The sequence below is a fragment of the Priestia sp. BR_2 genome (assembly GCF_041954005.1).
Lineage (GTDB): Bacteria > Bacillota > Bacilli > Paenibacillales > Paenibacillaceae > Paenibacillus_AQ > Paenibacillus_AQ lautus_A.
Genome location: NZ_JAVFHM010000185.1, coordinates 48,103 through 64,788, shown reverse-complemented (window position 1 = coordinate 64,788; position 16,686 = coordinate 48,103). Strand labels below are relative to the sequence as shown.

The 16,686-nt window shown below is 51.0% G+C and carries 17 protein-coding genes; 1 reads left to right on the top strand and 16 read right to left on the bottom strand.

Annotated elements, in window-relative coordinates; genetic code table 11:
• Positions 1-48: 48 nt before the first annotated feature.
• The 11 genes from RB298_RS09680 to metH form a co-directional block, all read right to left on the bottom strand.
• Positions 49-1,152, bottom strand: coding sequence for an SAF domain-containing protein (locus tag RB298_RS09680; RefSeq protein WP_213577902.1), 1,104 nt, complete (start codon positions 1,150-1,152; stop codon positions 49-51).
• 28 nt (positions 1,153-1,180) lie between these two features.
• Entirely contained in the window at positions 1,181-2,647 is a 1,467-nt protein-coding gene (locus RB298_RS09675) for a serine/threonine protein kinase (RefSeq protein WP_486046958.1), read from the bottom strand.
• A 159-nt stretch (positions 2,648-2,806) separates the two neighbouring features.
• Positions 2,807-3,883 (bottom strand): SAM-dependent methyltransferase, encoded by a 1,077-nt coding sequence (locus RB298_RS09670; RefSeq protein WP_486046957.1) that lies wholly within the window; start codon positions 3,881-3,883, stop codon positions 2,807-2,809.
• 5 nt (positions 3,884-3,888) lie between these two features.
• Positions 3,889-4,662: an ABC transporter ATP-binding protein gene (locus tag RB298_RS09665; protein WP_486046956.1), complete on the bottom strand. Its 774-nt coding sequence runs from the start codon at positions 4,660-4,662 to the stop codon at positions 3,889-3,891.
• Entirely contained in the window at positions 4,659-4,949 is a 291-nt protein-coding gene (locus RB298_RS09660) for a thioredoxin family protein (protein WP_249732685.1), read from the bottom strand. The genes RB298_RS09665 and RB298_RS09660 overlap by 4 nt, the downstream gene beginning before the upstream one ends.
• Before the next feature lie 53 nt (positions 4,950-5,002).
• Positions 5,003-5,341 (bottom strand): cyclic-phosphate processing receiver domain-containing protein, encoded by a 339-nt coding sequence (locus tag RB298_RS09655; protein ID WP_096773382.1) that lies wholly within the window; start codon positions 5,339-5,341, stop codon positions 5,003-5,005.
• Positions 5,342-5,356: 15 nt separating this feature from the next.
• A complete protein-coding gene (locus RB298_RS09650; RefSeq protein WP_096773381.1) occupies positions 5,357-6,205 on the bottom strand; it encodes a deoxyribonuclease IV in 849 nt (282 codons plus the stop codon).
• A complete protein-coding gene (gene mutM / locus RB298_RS09645) occupies positions 6,195-7,013 on the bottom strand; it encodes a DNA-formamidopyrimidine glycosylase (RefSeq protein ID WP_213577890.1) in 819 nt (272 codons plus the stop codon). Before mutM ends, RB298_RS09650 begins: the two co-directional genes overlap by 11 nt.
• 53 nt (positions 7,014-7,066) lie before the next feature.
• Entirely contained in the window at positions 7,067-7,855 is a 789-nt protein-coding gene (locus RB298_RS09640; protein WP_192572354.1) for a TIGR01457 family HAD-type hydrolase, read from the bottom strand.
• Positions 7,856-8,215: 360 nt separating this feature from the next.
• Positions 8,216-9,142: a ribonuclease Z gene (gene rnz, locus RB298_RS09635; RefSeq protein ID WP_486046955.1), complete on the bottom strand. Its 927-nt coding sequence runs from the start codon at positions 9,140-9,142 to the stop codon at positions 8,216-8,218.
• Positions 9,143-9,228: 86 nt separating this feature from the next.
• Positions 9,229-12,669, bottom strand: a complete 3,441-nt coding sequence (gene metH / locus RB298_RS09630) for a methionine synthase (RefSeq protein WP_486046954.1) — start codon at positions 12,667-12,669, stop codon at positions 9,229-9,231.
• 169 nt (positions 12,670-12,838) lie between these two features.
• Between metH and RB298_RS09625 the strand changes: the two genes are divergently transcribed.
• A complete protein-coding gene (locus RB298_RS09625) occupies positions 12,839-13,375 on the top strand; it encodes a cupin domain-containing protein (protein ID WP_090911665.1) in 537 nt (178 codons plus the stop codon).
• A gap of 99 nt (positions 13,376-13,474) precedes the next feature.
• Here the strand turns inward: RB298_RS09625 and RB298_RS09620 are convergent, their stop codons facing one another.
• The 5 genes from RB298_RS09620 to RB298_RS09600 all read right to left on the bottom strand — a co-directional run bounded on the left by RB298_RS09620 (position 13,475) and on the right by RB298_RS09600 (position 16,561).
• Positions 13,475-13,879, bottom strand: coding sequence for a FixH family protein (locus RB298_RS09620; protein WP_015734672.1), 405 nt, complete (start codon positions 13,877-13,879; stop codon positions 13,475-13,477).
• A gap of 294 nt (positions 13,880-14,173) precedes the next feature.
• Entirely contained in the window at positions 14,174-14,965 is a 792-nt protein-coding gene (locus RB298_RS09615) for an HAD family hydrolase (protein ID WP_192572356.1), read from the bottom strand.
• Between the two features lie 43 nt (positions 14,966-15,008).
• On the bottom strand, positions 15,009-15,533 hold the full coding sequence (locus RB298_RS09610) for a hypothetical protein (RefSeq protein WP_009596012.1): 525 nt from the start codon (positions 15,531-15,533) through the stop codon (positions 15,009-15,011).
• A 158-nt stretch (positions 15,534-15,691) separates the two neighbouring features.
• Positions 15,692-15,898 carry a DUF896 domain-containing protein gene (locus RB298_RS09605; RefSeq protein ID WP_015734670.1) on the bottom strand — a complete coding sequence of 69 codons (207 nt, stop codon included), beginning with the start codon at positions 15,896-15,898 and terminating at the stop codon, positions 15,692-15,694.
• Between the two features lie 291 nt (positions 15,899-16,189).
• The gene (locus tag RB298_RS09600) at positions 16,190-16,561 is read right to left on the bottom strand and encodes a LysM peptidoglycan-binding domain-containing protein (protein WP_486046953.1); all 372 of its coding nucleotides are present in this window, start codon (positions 16,559-16,561) and stop codon (positions 16,190-16,192) included.
• Positions 16,562-16,686: the final 125 nt, after the last annotated feature.

Sequence of the window (16,686 nt, the reverse complement as noted above, 5' to 3'; positions counted from 1 at the left end):
TACACTCCTTCTCTTACCAACTGTTCTCAGGGGCTCACTTTGTCATTCCTACGGACTCGAGAATATGAAATCAGCCTCTGGCGGTGTCTTATCACTGCCGTCCTGGGCATCTGTCCTCCCGGTTGACCCCAAAATCTGCTCGGCCTCCGAAGCCTTCTCTTCCCGAAGCGTATCCTCCGTATTCACGTCATCGTTCGGGAGAATGCCATCGTAACTCGTTCCGGTAGCGGATTTTGCAGGGGGATTTATATTGGATGCCGGGCTCCAAGAATCCGGACTCCTGGCTCCGCCAGCATAGGCGGAATTAGGAGGCATGTCAGACACTTGCGCTTGCTGACTCGGCTGGAGTTTGCTTAAATCGTCTTCCAGCGTGTTTCGGAGCGTAAGCTCCAATTGCTTCTCGGCTTTCTTCACGATATTCGGGTTGCTTGCAATCAGCTTCGTCACCTCCGCGTTCGGCGGATAGTTCGGAATCGCTCTCTCTTGCAGCTCGGGTTCTACATAGGTAAGCGCATAGAGCGTAGCATCATGCAGATAAGCGTCAACCAATGCGCTGGAGAGCAATAAGATTTCCTGCTCGCTTAACGTTGTCCAAAATGCCGAATTTTGGAGCCTGTCGATCTTCTTTTTGGATAAAACGATGTAATCCTGTCCGGTTGGGAACTGGACTCTAACATCAATGACATTCCCCTTGCGCAAGTCGCTTGGCAGATATACGGATTTCATCTCCCGGTGACGGAGATCGGGCCGCGTCGGCTCCTCTTCAAAGAGCATCGCGCCGGTAATCGGCATTCCCTGAAGCAGCTCGATCTTGGCGCCCTTCCCGGCAATCTCTTCCCTGCCCGAGAAGAGATTGCCGGACGAGCCGTCATACGGCAAACGCACTTCCTTGATGTCCTCGGCTTCTATGAAATGACCCGGCGGAATATCTCTTACCGGGACCCATGCCGCCTGCATCGAATTGAGCTGCTGCAGCTGGGTCTCTTCAAGCTCCGCGATTCGCTGCTCGTATTGGGTGCGCTCCACGTGCCGCTCCTCTTTAGAGCCGTGCACATAATACAACATGGCGCCGGCACATACAGCCCCAGTTACGGCTGCGCCGGCAAGTCCGGCAAATATCAGTTTGCGGCTTCGCCTCCTGATAATCGGCATGGCTTCATCTCCTTCAGTTCAAATGCGGTCAATTCTTAAGAAACCTGAATCTTCGCTTCCGTTCAGCCTGCGGCAAGTAGTCCTGGAAGAGCCGGGCGAATGCCTGCCGACTGCTGTCAGGTATTTCGAAAGGGTCCAATTGCAGGGGCAAGGCATAAACCTTATTCGTGCCTAGCGTTTTCCTCATCTCCTGAATCGTTTCTTCTCCGGCAAGGGGCAGGGCATAGATCCGGCCCGGCTGCGGGTGCCTGGACAGCATTCGGGCCAGCGTTGCCACATCATGCCGCCTCCACTCCGCTCCCGAACCGATAACAATCGGCAGATCGGCCCGCAGGAATTCCTCCAGCCTTTCGCTGTCCCTGTACGCCCCCAAATCCAATACAACCGCATCGTAACTGCCCCCGAGCAGCGAAATCACTTCACTCCTCGCTGTTTGTCGCCAAAAGTGGATCCCGTTAATCTCGAATTTGCGGATAGAGCCGAGCCTTCCGCCCTCCGCTATTTCCTGTATGCGGCTGAACGAGGTGGATTTGGCGCTCATTTCAACGACAGCTACCTTTCCGTACCTTGAAGCAAGGAAATGTCCGAAGGCGATGCAGCTATGCGTTGTTCCTACGCCGGACGATGCACCTAGTACGGCCGCAACAAGCGTCCCGGGCACCGTGCTGGTTTGAACCGAAGATAGATTCGCGGAAATCGAATGCTGCCGCTTCAGCGCGGACCGAACTTCAGCTGCCGATTGATATCGATGCTCCGGAGCATATTGAAGCAGCTTTCGGATAACCGGCACTAACTCTCTTGGCAAATCGCCGCGAATATGGCGCTCCACTCCCGTGATCCATTCGCTGAATTTGCCGCCGGTCGAGAGATAAAGCAGAAGCGCCCCCAATCCGTACAAATCCGATCTGGCATCGCTTTGCCTGCCACCGTATTGCTCCGGTGCCGCAAATCCGACCGTGCCGAGCTTGACCGTATCCTCGCCGCTCTCATGCTTGTAGCTTCTCGCGATTCCGAAATCGATGAGTCGGACTTCCAGCTGATCGGTCAGCATGATGTTCGAAGGCTTTAAATCCCTGAATATGACTTGGGGCTCGTGAAGGTGAAGATACTCCAGGACGTCCAGCAGCTGCTCCGTCAGCTCCATGATGAAGTCCGGATTCACGTTTCCACGGTAACCCCGGAAATATTTGTCCAATGTCATGCCTTGAATGTAATCCATAACCAAATAGGTATAGCCGTTGTCCTCATCACGAAAAAAATCGACGATGCGCGGCAGACGCGGATGGCTCAGTTTAATCAGAAGCTGTGCCTCATCCTGAACGGTGCGCTGCATACCCGGTTCAGACAAAGTCTCCTTCACCGCCCATTGCTTCCCGGGCAGCTTCAGATCTTCGGCCAGATATACACAGCTCATGCCCCCTTCGCCGATGACGCGGTCAATGACGTAACGCTCACCCAATACATCCCCATGCACCAATTTGCAAGGCTGATTCATCTCAATGCCCTCTCCTCTGACTTACAAGCACAACAAAAAAGGAAAGCACTCCGCCGTATCACTGAAACGTGATCATAGCGGGATGCTTTCCCCTTAAGTTGCCGTTGGTTAATTTTGGAATCATTATAGAACAAAATACTTGAACTTGTAAAGGCTTTTTTAATACTTAATCATATAAAGCGTAATCTCGTCCCGATTATGGAACAACTGCTTCGCTCCCTGAATCTGCATTCTGGACGCTTCAAATACCGACATGATCTCCTTCACCAATGCCATTGGCTTCTTGGTCAGCAGCTTGACCGTGACGACGGCCGTGCCGCCCGTTTCAAGGCTGTGCAGTAGCCCGGTCACCATTCGGGCCATCAGTTTGGGACTCCAGCTCATATCGCATACCAGCAGATCGAACTCATGCTCTCTAAACGTTACGTCCGCAGCATTCTTGTGGATGACACGCAGGTTTTTATGCCCTTCCAGGGAGGGGTGCATTTTCGCCGGATCTACCGCCGTAACCTGCAAGCCGCGTTCCAATAAAAAGGATGTCCAGCCTCCCGGCGCTGCTCCGATATCGACAGCCTTGCGGAACGTCTCGAAGGGTATTCCAAACTGCTTCTCGGCTTCAAGTAGCTTAAATTTGGCTCTTGAGATTTGACCCTCTTCCCGCTGAAAACGGACCGCGCCTCCGTTCCAATCCGAGAGGTTGTCCTCCGGACGCGACACACCGGCATACCAGACATTGTCAGCAGCGAATAGTGAAATGATCCATTCGGGTGCCTGGACCGTGTATTCCAGCTCAAGCGGTGCCAAGCGAAGCTGCAAATCGTCCCGAAGGGCTGCAGGGCTCTCCGTCCATGAACTGTTCTCCGTCTTGCGGATTTGGATGGATGCGCGGCTTTGGCTAATCTCCTCCCGCCTCAGCACATGATCTGCTGTCAATTGCAGCGTTGCGTCTACGGATTCGGCCGCGATTTCCCATTGTACCGGAAAGAGATGCCGCAGGAAAATAGGCGGCTTTGACGTAATCAGCCGCTTAGCCTCAGCTTCGGAGCTGCCGAGTGTCATCAAAAACACCTCGCCTGGCATCATCATGGTGCTTTTTAGGCTGCCAAACATCCGGCGCAGCTCTTCCTGGGCATACGGAGCGAAACCATGATTTGCCGTGCATACCCATTTACTGTGAAAATCCCGATGGTTCTGATTCTGTTCCTCATGTTCCTGCATTACAATTAATTCGTCCAAACGGATTAACCTCCAGAAATAACTTTGATCCAGGGACGTCCGCCATCCCATTCCAGCTGAGCGTCGATATCATAAGTTTGTTTGATAAGTTCATGGTTCAATACTTCATCTTTGCGTCCCGCGGCCGTCAACCGCCCGTCTTTAATAAGCGCCACATGAGTAAATAAAGGGACAATCTCCTCGACATGATGCGTGACGTACACGACCGTAATATTACGCTGCCTCAGCCGGTCAATCTCATGCAGCATCTTCTCCCGTTCATACAAATCCAAACCTGCACACGGTTCATCCATAATCAGAATCTTCGGATTGGCCATAAGGGAGCGTGCCAGCATCACTTTTTTCCGTTCCCCTTGGGACAAGGTCCCGAGAGGCAGCTCCGCCAAGCGGCCGAAATCCATTTCGTTCAGCAGGCTGTAGGCTAAACTTCTGGCCTCTTCCGGAATGTCCTGATAAAAGCGTAAAAAGGCATACGCCCCTGTTGCGACAACCTCCCACACCGGGTCGCTCAGCGTCAATTTCTCCAGCAGCGATTGGCTGATATAACCGATGGATTTACGAACCTCCCGAACGTCACATTGGCCGTATACATGGCCCAGCACTTCTACGCGTCCACTGGAAGGGAACATATATCCCGTCATCATTTCCAGCAGCGTCGTTTTGCCGGATCCGTTCCTGCCCAGGATCGCCCAATTCTCATCCGATTTCATTTCAATGCTGACATCATCCAAAATGTGGCGGTTCCCCCGAATGAGCGACAGGTGCTGCATAGAAATCATGGCTTCACGCTCCTAATAAAACTGACGATATCCTGTACGGAGCCCATCCGATAAAGCACTTCCGGGTCTGCTCCAGGGCTTGATGGGATCGCGAGCAGTGCCGGGACGCTTCGAATTTGATACCGTTCCACGATGCCCGGAAGGAAATTCACGTCCGCTGCCAGCAGCTGTACATCGGGCACCACAAACTCCGCGACATCCAGCATCTTACGCGCTGCCGCGCAAGTACCGCATAATGGCGTATGCAAAAAAACGATGACAGGATCCGCCTTCGCGTCACGCTTCATCAGACGCTCCTGCCATTCTAGCCTCTCCAACAGTTCGCGCTGCGTAACCTCAATCATCTTGAACCTTGGGCAACTTCCCGCAGCACGGAATCGGGCATCGGTCCATTGTGGACCTTGACGCTTTTTGGCATGTGCTCATACAGCAGCTCATACATTTTTCTTCTGCCCGACGGGCTTGAGGTGTGCAAATATATTTCATTAGCCTGTAGATTCTCGGCAATCATGGCCGCAACGACGTCTCCGCCGTTCATCTGGCCATGCCCGAGTTCGAAATCAAGCGACAGAACGTCCACTTCGCATTCACGGAGCATCAGCAAACATTCTTCCCCGTTTCGAGCCAGCGCGAATCCTTTCGGATTGGGGCGCCAGTCGTCTAAATAAAGATGAATCATCCTACCCTCTCCCTATCAGGACCAGGACAGCACCTTGGCGATGTCTTCCCGATGCGTGCCGTCAGCTCCTTTTTCACTTTCCAAGACAAATGCCTTACCCGCAAGTTCCGGTGCCAGAACCAGGCGCTTCAATGCTTCTGTTCCTATCATGCCTTGCCCGATGCGGGCATGGCGATCTTTTCTTGAGCCGGCTCCATATTTCGAATCGTTTAAATGAACGGCTACCGCCGATTCCCAATAGGCTAGCTCCTTGCCTCTGGCAAGGAGCTCATCCGTATTCGATAAGTCCCAGCCTCCGGCGGCAAACAAGTGGCAGGTATCCAGACAAAAGCCTATTTTTTCCGGATAATCGGCAAGCTGTCTAACCTTAACGCACTCTTCAAGCGTCATTCCCATAGCTCCATGGTCTCCCGCCTGATTCTCGATCAGCAGCTTGGCCCTGCCCGCCCAGGAAGCCAGCACATCATTCATGCAGCGAATAATGTTCTGGTACCCTTCAAGCACGTTCTGGCTCTTGAGATGCCCAAAATGTACAACAATGCCCAGCGACCCGCAAGCCTCGGCAATCATAAGATCATTCTTAAGGGAATCCACGGTCAACCGATAAAATTCTTCTCCCCTGGTCAAACCGACCGCCATATTCGTTGGATAAGGCGTGTGCGCGATCGAGACGAGACCCTGCTCCTGACAAAACTTCGCGCAAGCCGCAGCATTGCGGACATCCGGCGTCTTCAAGTGAAGACTGCGAGGATTTTTCGGAAAATACTGATACGCCAGTGAACCGATCCCGGCTGCATGCTGGGCTGCCGCGAGAAATCCGCCCCGTGTGCTGACATGGCTTCCAATCCGGACTTTAGACTTCATGCTGGCAATTCGGGCAAAAGAAAACTTTGCGCGAGGCGTGCTCCGCCTTCACGATCGGCGTACCGCAGCGAACGCAGGGCTCTCCTTCACGATCGTACACTTTGCATTCGTCGTTATAAGCCCCTGTCAGCTCATCCCCTTCCTGAAAGGGCATTTCCATGTATCCTCCGCCGTCCGTTGCCTCGTGCATCACTTTGACGGTGCTGTCGTACAGCTGCTCTAGCGACTCCTCCGGCAAATCCTGAATTTTGGATAGCGGGTGGATTCGGGCATCAAAAGCGATCTCGTCCGCATAACAGTTGCCGATGCCGGCGACGACTTGTTGATTGACCAGCGTCGTTTTTAAGGCGCCCCGCCGTTTTCCAATCAGTTCGACGAAACGCGCTTTGGTCATTCGCCGATCCAGAAGCTCAGGACCAAGGTCTTTTAGGGCGTTCTCGGTTTCCCTCGCTGTTAGAAAATGCAGATAACCCAGGCGAAGGCCGATAAAATACAGCACCTGGTCACCGAACGTGATCTCGACCTGGGTCGAACGGGAAGGGCGCTCCTCATCCCTGCCTCCCAGATACAAAATGCCCCCCAGCATCAGATGCAGCAGGAGTCTGCCTCCGTTATGCAAATGGAATATGAGGTGCTTGCCTCTCCGCTCCACAAAAATGACCTTGCTTCCCTTCAGGGCCGAAGTAAACTCGTCAATCGTCACATTCAAGGATTTTTCACGGTTCACGACCACATCGGTGATCGGCACATTCAGAATGCTCTGAGATAACAATCTTCGGTAATTCTCCATTTCCGGCAGTTCCGGCATGATTCATCTTCCCTTTCGTCAAGACACAAGTTTATGTATAATACTTTTGCTTATCATGAACACAGCAGGCTGATCACTTCGTTCAAATCCCGGCATATATAGTCTGGCGTGACGCCGGCGGCTTCCAAATGCGCTTCCATATTGCGATCGGTCGTGATTCCGGTCATGACGAGAACCGTCTTGCAGCCGGCATGCACGCCAGCGGCAATATCCGTACGGATATTATCTCCGATTACATAAGTATCTTCCGGAGCCAAACCCAAGCGATCCGAGGCATACTTCATCAAAATCGAGGACGGCTTACCGATAACCGTCGGCTTAACTCCCGAAGCGGCCTCGATCGCAGCCCCAAGCGAGCCAGCACCAGGCATTAGGCCGGTATCGGATGGCAGCTGCAGATCCGGATTGGTCAAGATCGACACAGCTCCCTCCTGAATCCAGCGAACGGCACGGGTTAACTTCTCGTAATCAAACGAGCGGTCGATTCCTTGAATGACGTATTCAGGGGACTGCTCCACGATGGTAAGGCCCGCGGACAACAGCGCTTTGCGAAGTCCATCTTCCCCGAGCATCGCCACCTTGGCACCGGGCGACTCCTCAGCGATATATTTAGCTGCAGCGAGGGAGGATGTGCATACTTCCTCCGGCAAAGCAGGAATCCCCATCTCCATCAGGTGAGCCGCCACCTGCTCCGGCGTGCGTGAAGAATTGTTCGTTACATACAGGAACGGAATCTGCATTTCTTTCAACCGCTCGATCAGCAGGTCAGCCCCCTCGATTCGATTCCGGCCATGGTACAGCGTTCCGTCCAGGTCAATCAGCAATCCTTTTGGTTTTTCCATGAATAAACGCACCTTCTTTATTTCTTTCCTTCACGGCATAAATGATTCATCTGATGAAAAGGTGACCATTCAAGGCCGTGCTGTAAGGGTTAATCATCCTTAATATATGTATGGCTGCAGGCATTCAGCTGTCCTTTACTATAATGAACTTAGAAATACCGATAGTATTATTGTAAAGAAGCCCATTACCGGTTGCAAGGTTCATGCCGATCGCTTCATTCTGACGGTCGACGCGTCGAAAGAAATCGAAGACTGTCCAAGTCTTAGCGTTTATGAACCGCTTTGTCGCATCCTGCGCTTTCCCGGAAAATAATGCCCCCGACCACCCGATATTTCCACGTCATTCACCGCTGTGCGTGCCTAGGAACGCTGGATAGGATACAACCCGAAATCCTCCGCCAATCGCGTATTCGCAAATATCTCCCGCGCTTCTTTTAGCAGCGGCTGTAAATGATCGATATCCTTATACCGGGAGCTGAAGTGGGTCAAGAACAGCGCTTTTACCCCAGCCCGTTCAGCCGCTTCCGCCGCCTGTTTGGCGGTACTGTGATAGTATTCGTGCGCGAGCTCCGACAGATCCTCCATGAACGTGGCCTCATGGACCAGGAGATCCGCGTCCTTGGCCAAAGCCTCCACGCCTGCGCATGGCCGCGTATCCCCGAGAATCGTGACCACCCTCCCTTTTTTCGGTGTCAGGAGCACATCCGAGGCATGAATCCATCGGCCGTCGCCGAGTTCCACGCTTTCCCCTCTTTTCAGCTTGCCATAGAGCGGCCCTGGCTTGAGTCCATAGTCCGCCAACCGTTTCAGGTCCAGACTGCCGGGGAGATCCTTCTCCACGACACGGTAGCCGTAACTCTCGGCCCTGTGATCCAGCTTGGCCGATTCCACGAGGAAATTATCGTCTTCAAACAACACGCCACCGGTGTGCTCGATGACCTCCATCGTATAGGGGACGCGCGATTGGCTGATGCTCAGCGTAGTTTCAATGAAGACTTTGATGCCTGGGGGACCATATATCGTCAGGGGTGACGTTACCCCTTGGGCACCTCGGCTGGATAGCAAACCTGGCAAACCGAATACATGATCACCATGCATATGGGTAATGAATACCTTTTCAAGCTTGGACAGCTTGAGCGGGGACTTTAATATTTGATGCTGCGTGCCTTCTCCACAATCAAACAGCCACAGACTTCTTCGTTCTTCCAGCATTCGCAGTGCAATCGAGGTCACGTTACGCTGCAGCGTCGGAACCCCCGCATTTGTTCCTAGAAAATAGAGTTCCATCCCTCTTCTCCCCTTTCGGTTGTAAACCGGAGAAATCCCCCGAAACATTCGGAGGATTTCAAACCGGCTGTACCGGTATTCAAATGTTAAGCTTTATCCACGTTAAAATAATGAGCCTCCGGATGGCTGAACACCATCGCGGATACCGACGCCTCCGGTTCCATCATGAAACCCTCGGTAAGATGAACGCCGATATCTTCTGGCTGCATCAATTTGAATAAAGGCTCCTGATCCTCCAGATCCGGACATGCCGGATATCCGAAGGATACGCGAATGCCTTGGTATCTCGCTCCCAGGCGCTGTTTCATCGTCATGTCTGCCGGATCTGGGTATCCCCACGTATCCCGCATCATATGGTGAATTCGCTCTGCCAGCCCTTCAGCCGTTTCCAGGGCAACCGATTGAAGTGCATGGGAACGGAGATAGTCGCCTTTATCCTTCCATTCCCCGGACAATTTCCCGACGCCGTGCCCTGCCGTAACGACCAGGAACCCGACGTAATCCATCACCCCGCTGTCTACGGATTTCAGGAAGTCCGCCAAGCACAGATACGGCTCCACCTGCTGCCTTGGAAACGTAAAGGTATGCAATATTTTCGATGCATCCTTTGGATCGTATATGATAATATCATTTCCTCGCGACTGCGCCGGGAAGAAACGGTACATGGCATGTGCCTGTATGATTCCCGATTGAACTGCCTCTTCCAGAATGCCGTCAACGGTTTCCTTAAGCGATACCGCCTTCGGATCATTGGCTTTGAGGAGTTGTTCCACGGATCCTTTAAGGCCTAAATGATGTCCCAACAGCATCTGCATGTTGATATAAGGCAGGATGTGCGAAATCGGATAATTCCGGAGCACATGCCGCTCCATATCCGGCGGTATATACACCGGGGCTTCGGTCGATATTTTGGATCGGAGTCCTTCAGACAGCTTCGGCATTACTTTTACAACCTGTGGCGCCGCTGCATCCGCTTCCTGCTCCGCCTTAATCTCTTCAGCCATTTGGGTCCGCAGCACCGGATCGCTCAGCTGGTTGGCCAATGCAAGCCCGTCCATCGCGTCTTTCGCGTAGAGCACCATTCCGTCATATTCGGGGCGGATGCGCGTCTTCGTGAACTTCCGCGTCAACGCGGCCCCGCCAACCATGATCGGAACGCTAATGCCCGCGTTTTTCAAGTCCTGGGCGGTGGATACCATCTGCTGTGCCGATTTGACCAACAAACCGGATAACCCGATGGCGTCAGGCTGCTCCCGCCGGTAAGCCTCGATAATTTGCTCCGGTGGTACTTTTATACCCAAATTAATGATTTGGTAACCATTGTTGGACAAGATGATCTCCACCAGGTTTTTACCGATATCATGGACGTCGCCCTTCACGGTGGCCAGCATGATTTTCCCTTTGACCGACGACTCGTTTTTCTCCATAAAGGATTCCAAATACGCCACGGAGGCTTTCATCACTTCGGCGCTTTGCAGCACCTCAGCCACAATGAGCTCGTTGTTGTTAAACAAGCGGCCAACCTCGGTCATCCCTGCCATTAGCGGGCCATTAATGATCTCCAGCGCGCCGTATTTGGTCAAGGCTTCATCCAAATCCGGAATCAGGCCTTCCTTGGAGCCTTCCACCACATAAGAGGCAAGTCTTTCTTCCAGCGTCAGATTGGATACCTTTACCTTCTTCTCTACCTTTTTATCCCGGAACGCGGCGACGAATGCCGCCAGCGTCTCATCATTGGTTCGATAAATCAGATCCTCCGCCAGACGCCGCTCTTCCTCCGGAATGGAGGCATAGCGCTCGAGCTTTTCCGTGTTCACGATTGCGTAGTCCAATCCGGCCTTCGTGCATTCGTACAGATACACGGAGTTCAGCACTTCACGGCCCGCTTCCGGCAATCCGAAGGAAACGTTGCTGATGCCGAGGATCGTATGCACTTTGGGCATGGCTTCTTTTATCATGCGAATGCCCTCTATCGTTTCCTTGGCTGATCCGATGTACTGCTCGTCACCCGTACCTACAGGGAACACAAGCGTGTCGAAAATAATATCCTCAGGCGAAATGCCGTATTTGTTCACCAAGAGATCATAAGACCGCTGCGCCACCTTGAGCTTGTCGTCGCGATGAATCGCTTGACCGCTCTCATCGATGGTCCCTACGACGACCGCAGCGCCGTATTTGTGCACCAACGGAGTCACATGCTCAAATTTCTCCTCGCCGTCTTCAAGGTTAATGGAGTTAATGATCGCTTTCCCTTGCGAATATTGCAGGGCCAAGTCAATGACTGCCGGATCGGTTGTGTCGATCATCAGCGGCACCTTCACCTTTTTGACCACCAGCTCCAGGAATTGGATCATATCCTCAGCTTCTTCGCGATCCGGATCCTGTACGCATACATCAATGACATGGGCGCCATTCTTGACTTGAGCACGAGCGATCTCGGAAGCTTCCTCATATTTTCCTTCCACGATCAAACGCTTAAATTTGCGCGAACCTAAAACGTTTGTTCTTTCGCCCACCATATACGGGCGGTTTTCCTGCTCGATATATACCGGCTCGATGCCGGACAATGCCGGCAAGTGCCCGCCCTCAAGCGGACGTGGGGTGAAGCCATCCATCGTTTGTTTTAACGCCCGGATGTGGTCAGGTGTCGTACCGCAGCATCCCCCAGCGATGTTAAGCCAACCTTTTTCAGCAAAAGCCCCCATCTTTTGGGCAAGCGATTCAGGAGATTCATGGTATTGACCATTCTCGTCAGGCAGACCCGCATTCGGATAACAGCTGATCGCGCTTCTCGACATTTCGGATAAGGAACGGATATGGTCGCGCATGAACTCCGGACCCGTTGCACAGTTCAGGCCGATGGATACCGGATTCAAGTGTTCCAAAGAAATGTAAAACGCCTCGATGTTCTGCCCCGCAAGCGTTGTTCCCATCGGTTCGATTGTGCCGGATATCATGATGGGAAGGGTGACGCCTGTCTTATCAAACGCTTGTCGAATCCCAATGCTCCCTGCTTTCACATTGAGCGTATCCTGCGACGTCTCGAGCAATAGGGCATCCACGCCGCCTTCAATCAAGGCTACGGCTTGCTCCTCGTAACTCTCGATCAATTCGGCGAAGGTCACGCCGCCGGTAACCGACAGCGTCTTGGTTGTCGGACCCATCGCACCCACGACATATCGCGGGCTGTCTGGCGTGGAATATTTCTCAACTGCAGCGCGGGCCAGATGAGCCGCTTTCAGGTTGATTTCCCGGGCAAGTTCAGGTATATCGTATTCAGCAAGCACAACGGAGGTTGCGCCAAATGTATTGGTTTCAATCAGGTCGGCACCTGCTTCAAGATATTGTTCATGTATTTTTTGAATGATGTCGGGCCGATGAATGACCAGCATTTCATTGCAGCCATCCAGCTCCGGGCCGCCAAAATCTTCAGCCGAGAGGTCCTCTTGCTGGATCATCGTGCCCATGGCACCGTCAAGAATTAATATTCGTTCTTTAAGCACTTCTTGTAAGCTAGGCTTGTTCAACTCATAAACCTCCCCCGAAAACGTTAAATCTTAGTGTATCAGAATACTTTTCAATAGAAAAGTCGAAATATTGCGCAGCTATCGGTACAAATCAACATTTGCAGATGACAAATGCGGTGAGGGGGGCTATAATACATATTAATCCAACGGGAGAAAGAGGGTTAAAGCTATGGCAGAAATCGTGATTCGCAACACGAACGAACGCATTACTGGGGAAGAAAATGTTCGGGAATTCCTGAATAACCAAGAGGTTGTTTATGAGCATTGGAATATGGATAAACTCCCGGCAGATCTTCAAGAAAATTTCAAGCTGAGTGATGAAGATAAGCAGCGCATTTTGGACACTTTTGACGAAGAAATTCGCGACCTGGCTGCAAGACGCGGCTACAAAATCTGGGATGTCATCACGCTTTCCGAGTCCACGCCCAATATAGAGGACCTGCTTAAAAAATTCGAAGAAGTTCACACCCACTCGGAAGACGAAATCCGTGCGATCGTTGGCGGCAAAGGGATCTTCATTATTAAAGGCTCCGACGATGTCGGATACTTTAACGTAGAGCTTGAGCCGGGCGACGTTATCTCCGTACCGGAAAACACGCCTCATTTCTTCACGCTGATGGAGAACAAGCAGATCATCGCGGTTCGTCTCTTTATTGAAGAGAACGGCTGGGTAGCTACTCCGGTAGAAGATCCCCAATTCCAATAAGCCTTAAGCGGTTGACTGAATAGGAAAATGGAATAAGGCAGCGCATGATCCGCCCAACGGATGGATGCGCTGCCTTATTTATTGGCTGTGTATGGTGTATTACTCGGTTACCGTCAATTCCTTCAGCGGCATGGAGTGCTGCCCTCTAGCCGTGACATGGGAAACGATGCGATAGGTTCCTGCTTCCTCGAAGGTTTTCTCCATTTTGTAGACCCCGCCTTGATCATGTTTAACCGGAACCTTTGCCTGAACGCCTCCGCCTTCCAGCGTCACTTCGAATTCCACGTCGTTTGCATCTTCGACCGGGCTGCCTGCTTGTGTTACCTTCGCTTCGATCAACACTTTCTCGCCTGCCTTAATGCTCTCTGGCGTCAGAGAGAGCTCTACGATAATCGGCTCCGCCATCACATCATCACTGGGCGCCGCCTTGCTGTCATTGCATGCGGCAAGCGCAACCGCCATCAACACCATGGCTGCAATAAAGGCCATCTTTTTCCTGGTCATCCAACCACCTCTTTTACGAATTCATGCTATGTATGATTTATTCACGTAATGGTCCATTCCAAACAGCGTCATTTTCCTAATTCATTATATCGCATTATTCTTTAACTTCTATCTCATGCAGCTTACAATTGTGTGACGTTTGTCACTGCCAACAGCCTCTTTCCTTTCAAACTTGGCAACCAATAAAAAAACAGCCCCGAATCGCATCAGCTGCTGCCAGGACTGTTCCTATGTACGCTAATATATCTCGCTAATAGATCTTGTAGAATAGTCGTGAACTCTTGATCACGTCATTTATAAGGACGCCACAATAGCATGCAGCTCGGATAAATGTTTGATCTCAAACTTCGGCTGAATGGCCGGATCATGAGGCCGGTCTACCCGATTGATCCAAACCGTATGCAGTCCTGCGGCATTGCCGCCTTTAATATCTGTGGTCAGCTTATCTCCCACCATCACGGCCTGATCCGCCTCGACGCCTAACAGATCAAGCGCATGCTTGAATATGGAAACATCCGGCTTGCCTTTGCCGAAATCACCCGAGATAATAATGTGGTCAAAATAAGGGACCAGTTCCGGAACGCCATCAAGCTTCTCCTGCTGCAAATCCGGACTTCCGTTCGTTAGAAGCAGCAGCTTCACGTTACCCTGCAATTCCTTCAGCACTTCAAAGGTTTCTTCATATACGTAAGGTCTTGTTCTGCGTTCCGCAGCAAATTGCGTTGCCAACGTCTCAGCCAACGCTTCATTATCAACGCCAAGGCGATGAAGTCCGCGACGCCAGGATTCCTTGCGGTATACGGGAGCCAATTCTTGCAGCTTTCGGAATTCGGGCTGGGATCCAGCCGTAAAATTAGCCCACAAGCCTTCAAACGGATTGATCCCGATCATTTTGGTAAAAGCAAAAGTATCATAGGATTCATACAATGCTCTTGCTTCTTCACGCACCGCGGCCAAAAGCGCGCCGGCATCAACGCCGGTTTCCGCCGCTCCGGCTTGGCATGTCACTTCAAACGCTTCTTCTACACTGCGTTCATCCCACAACAACGTATCGTCCAAATCAAACAAAACCGCAGCAATCGGCATTTCTCTCCCACTCCTCATATACATTGTGATCTACTCAATCGGGTTAGTTGTGCTCCACTGGAATTTGATGAGTCTTTGCAAACTCTTCCAATCTTTCGCCCATGGCTTTGGTATCGTAAAGATTCATCATTCGTGAGAACACCCAGTTGCCTGCTTTTCCCTTGCCTTGGATCACGACGGAACCCGAAGCCAATTTGATCTTCTCGATATCCGATACGGCCAGACGGCGTTCCCGGTTGAACTTCATGGTCGACACGGAAGCCCGCTCAATCTTCAAATAAGGCTTGCGGAGAAATATCATGAGCGCCAACAGGATATACAAGCTGACGCCAACCCAATTCAATACATCATTGCTTCCGCCGGCTGCCTGTGAAGTTGCCGTTCCGAGAAGCGCATACAAACCGGCCAATGCAACAAGCACTAACGGAAGTACATACTTACGTCCCTTAAACACGTCATGCTTATCATTAATCGCAGACCCTTGATACGAGGTCAATCCCTGCTTTTTGCGCTGTTTGTTAAGTTGCGACATATTTTTGCTGACTTTTCTTTCCCATGAACGTGACATTTGGTTCCCCCTGAACTCATAATCAAAATGTTTATAAACCATATAAACTTGGGGTAACCGTAATCGATTATCCGAATGACCGGTACCCCAAGTATTATTATGCTATCCTTCGATCTGTTCGCGGATCCTCTGAATATATATCCTTGAACGGTTATCGACTAGTGCTTTAATCGCGGGCCGCCTTTTTGTTCGTTTTCATCAACCCATTCAATCGATTCCAGCTGTTGTCTAAAGTTACTGCGAATATTGTTAAGGTATATTTCCCGAAGCTCGGCCCGTTCTTTGAGCTCCTCCTCGGTCAACCCTTCATTCTTCTTCTTTCTTGCTAATACATTGATGCGTTCTACCAAAGTATCGATGTCCATGACTTCTCCTCCAATTTCGATATCATGTATAACTTAAACATGTGAAAAAGAGCTTGTCAAGGCAACTGAGCCCTTGCAAACTCTTCTAAGAACAAATAGGAACATATGATGCGCATAAACGAATACCGTCTATGGGGAGGTAATCTATAGTTATCTATTGTAAACGCGCTATTACGCGTAAATGATTCAATCTGACAAGCAGAATATGATGTGTAATTAAACAGGAAGTAACCAGTAGTATGTGATGATTATATGGAGTATGAATGCCAATTGGTTAGAAGCAACGTCAAATCACCAAACCGGCAATGACAGCACTTCCCCAGCCTGTATGTCCGGACCCTTCAATCCGTTCATTCTTCGTATGCTATCCAGATATACGCGTGTATCCATATCCGCAGGTTTGTGAAGGGAAGCAATTCGCCACAAGCTATCGCCATATTGAACGATCACCTGCTTCTCTCCAGTCGGCTTCTCTGTCCCACCGGCAAAAACGGAATATGCACCTGTCCAAAAGATGGCCACAATTAGCAGGGTGAACAACAGTTTATTCAAAGGGATCGAAGCTATCTTCGATTTCAAGTAAATGCCCAAAGTCTTCGATGATTGTTCTGTTACCACCGGAACGTTCTCATAAATGCTGCGGTATGTACTGTATTTCAACATGGAATCATCATCTCCCAAACAAGTGTTCTCTTATGGATTCATCTTAACACGAACACTTGTTTGATTCAATACCCAAAAGAACATTTGTTCTATTTTTATTTTAGAACTTATGTTTGTACGAACGG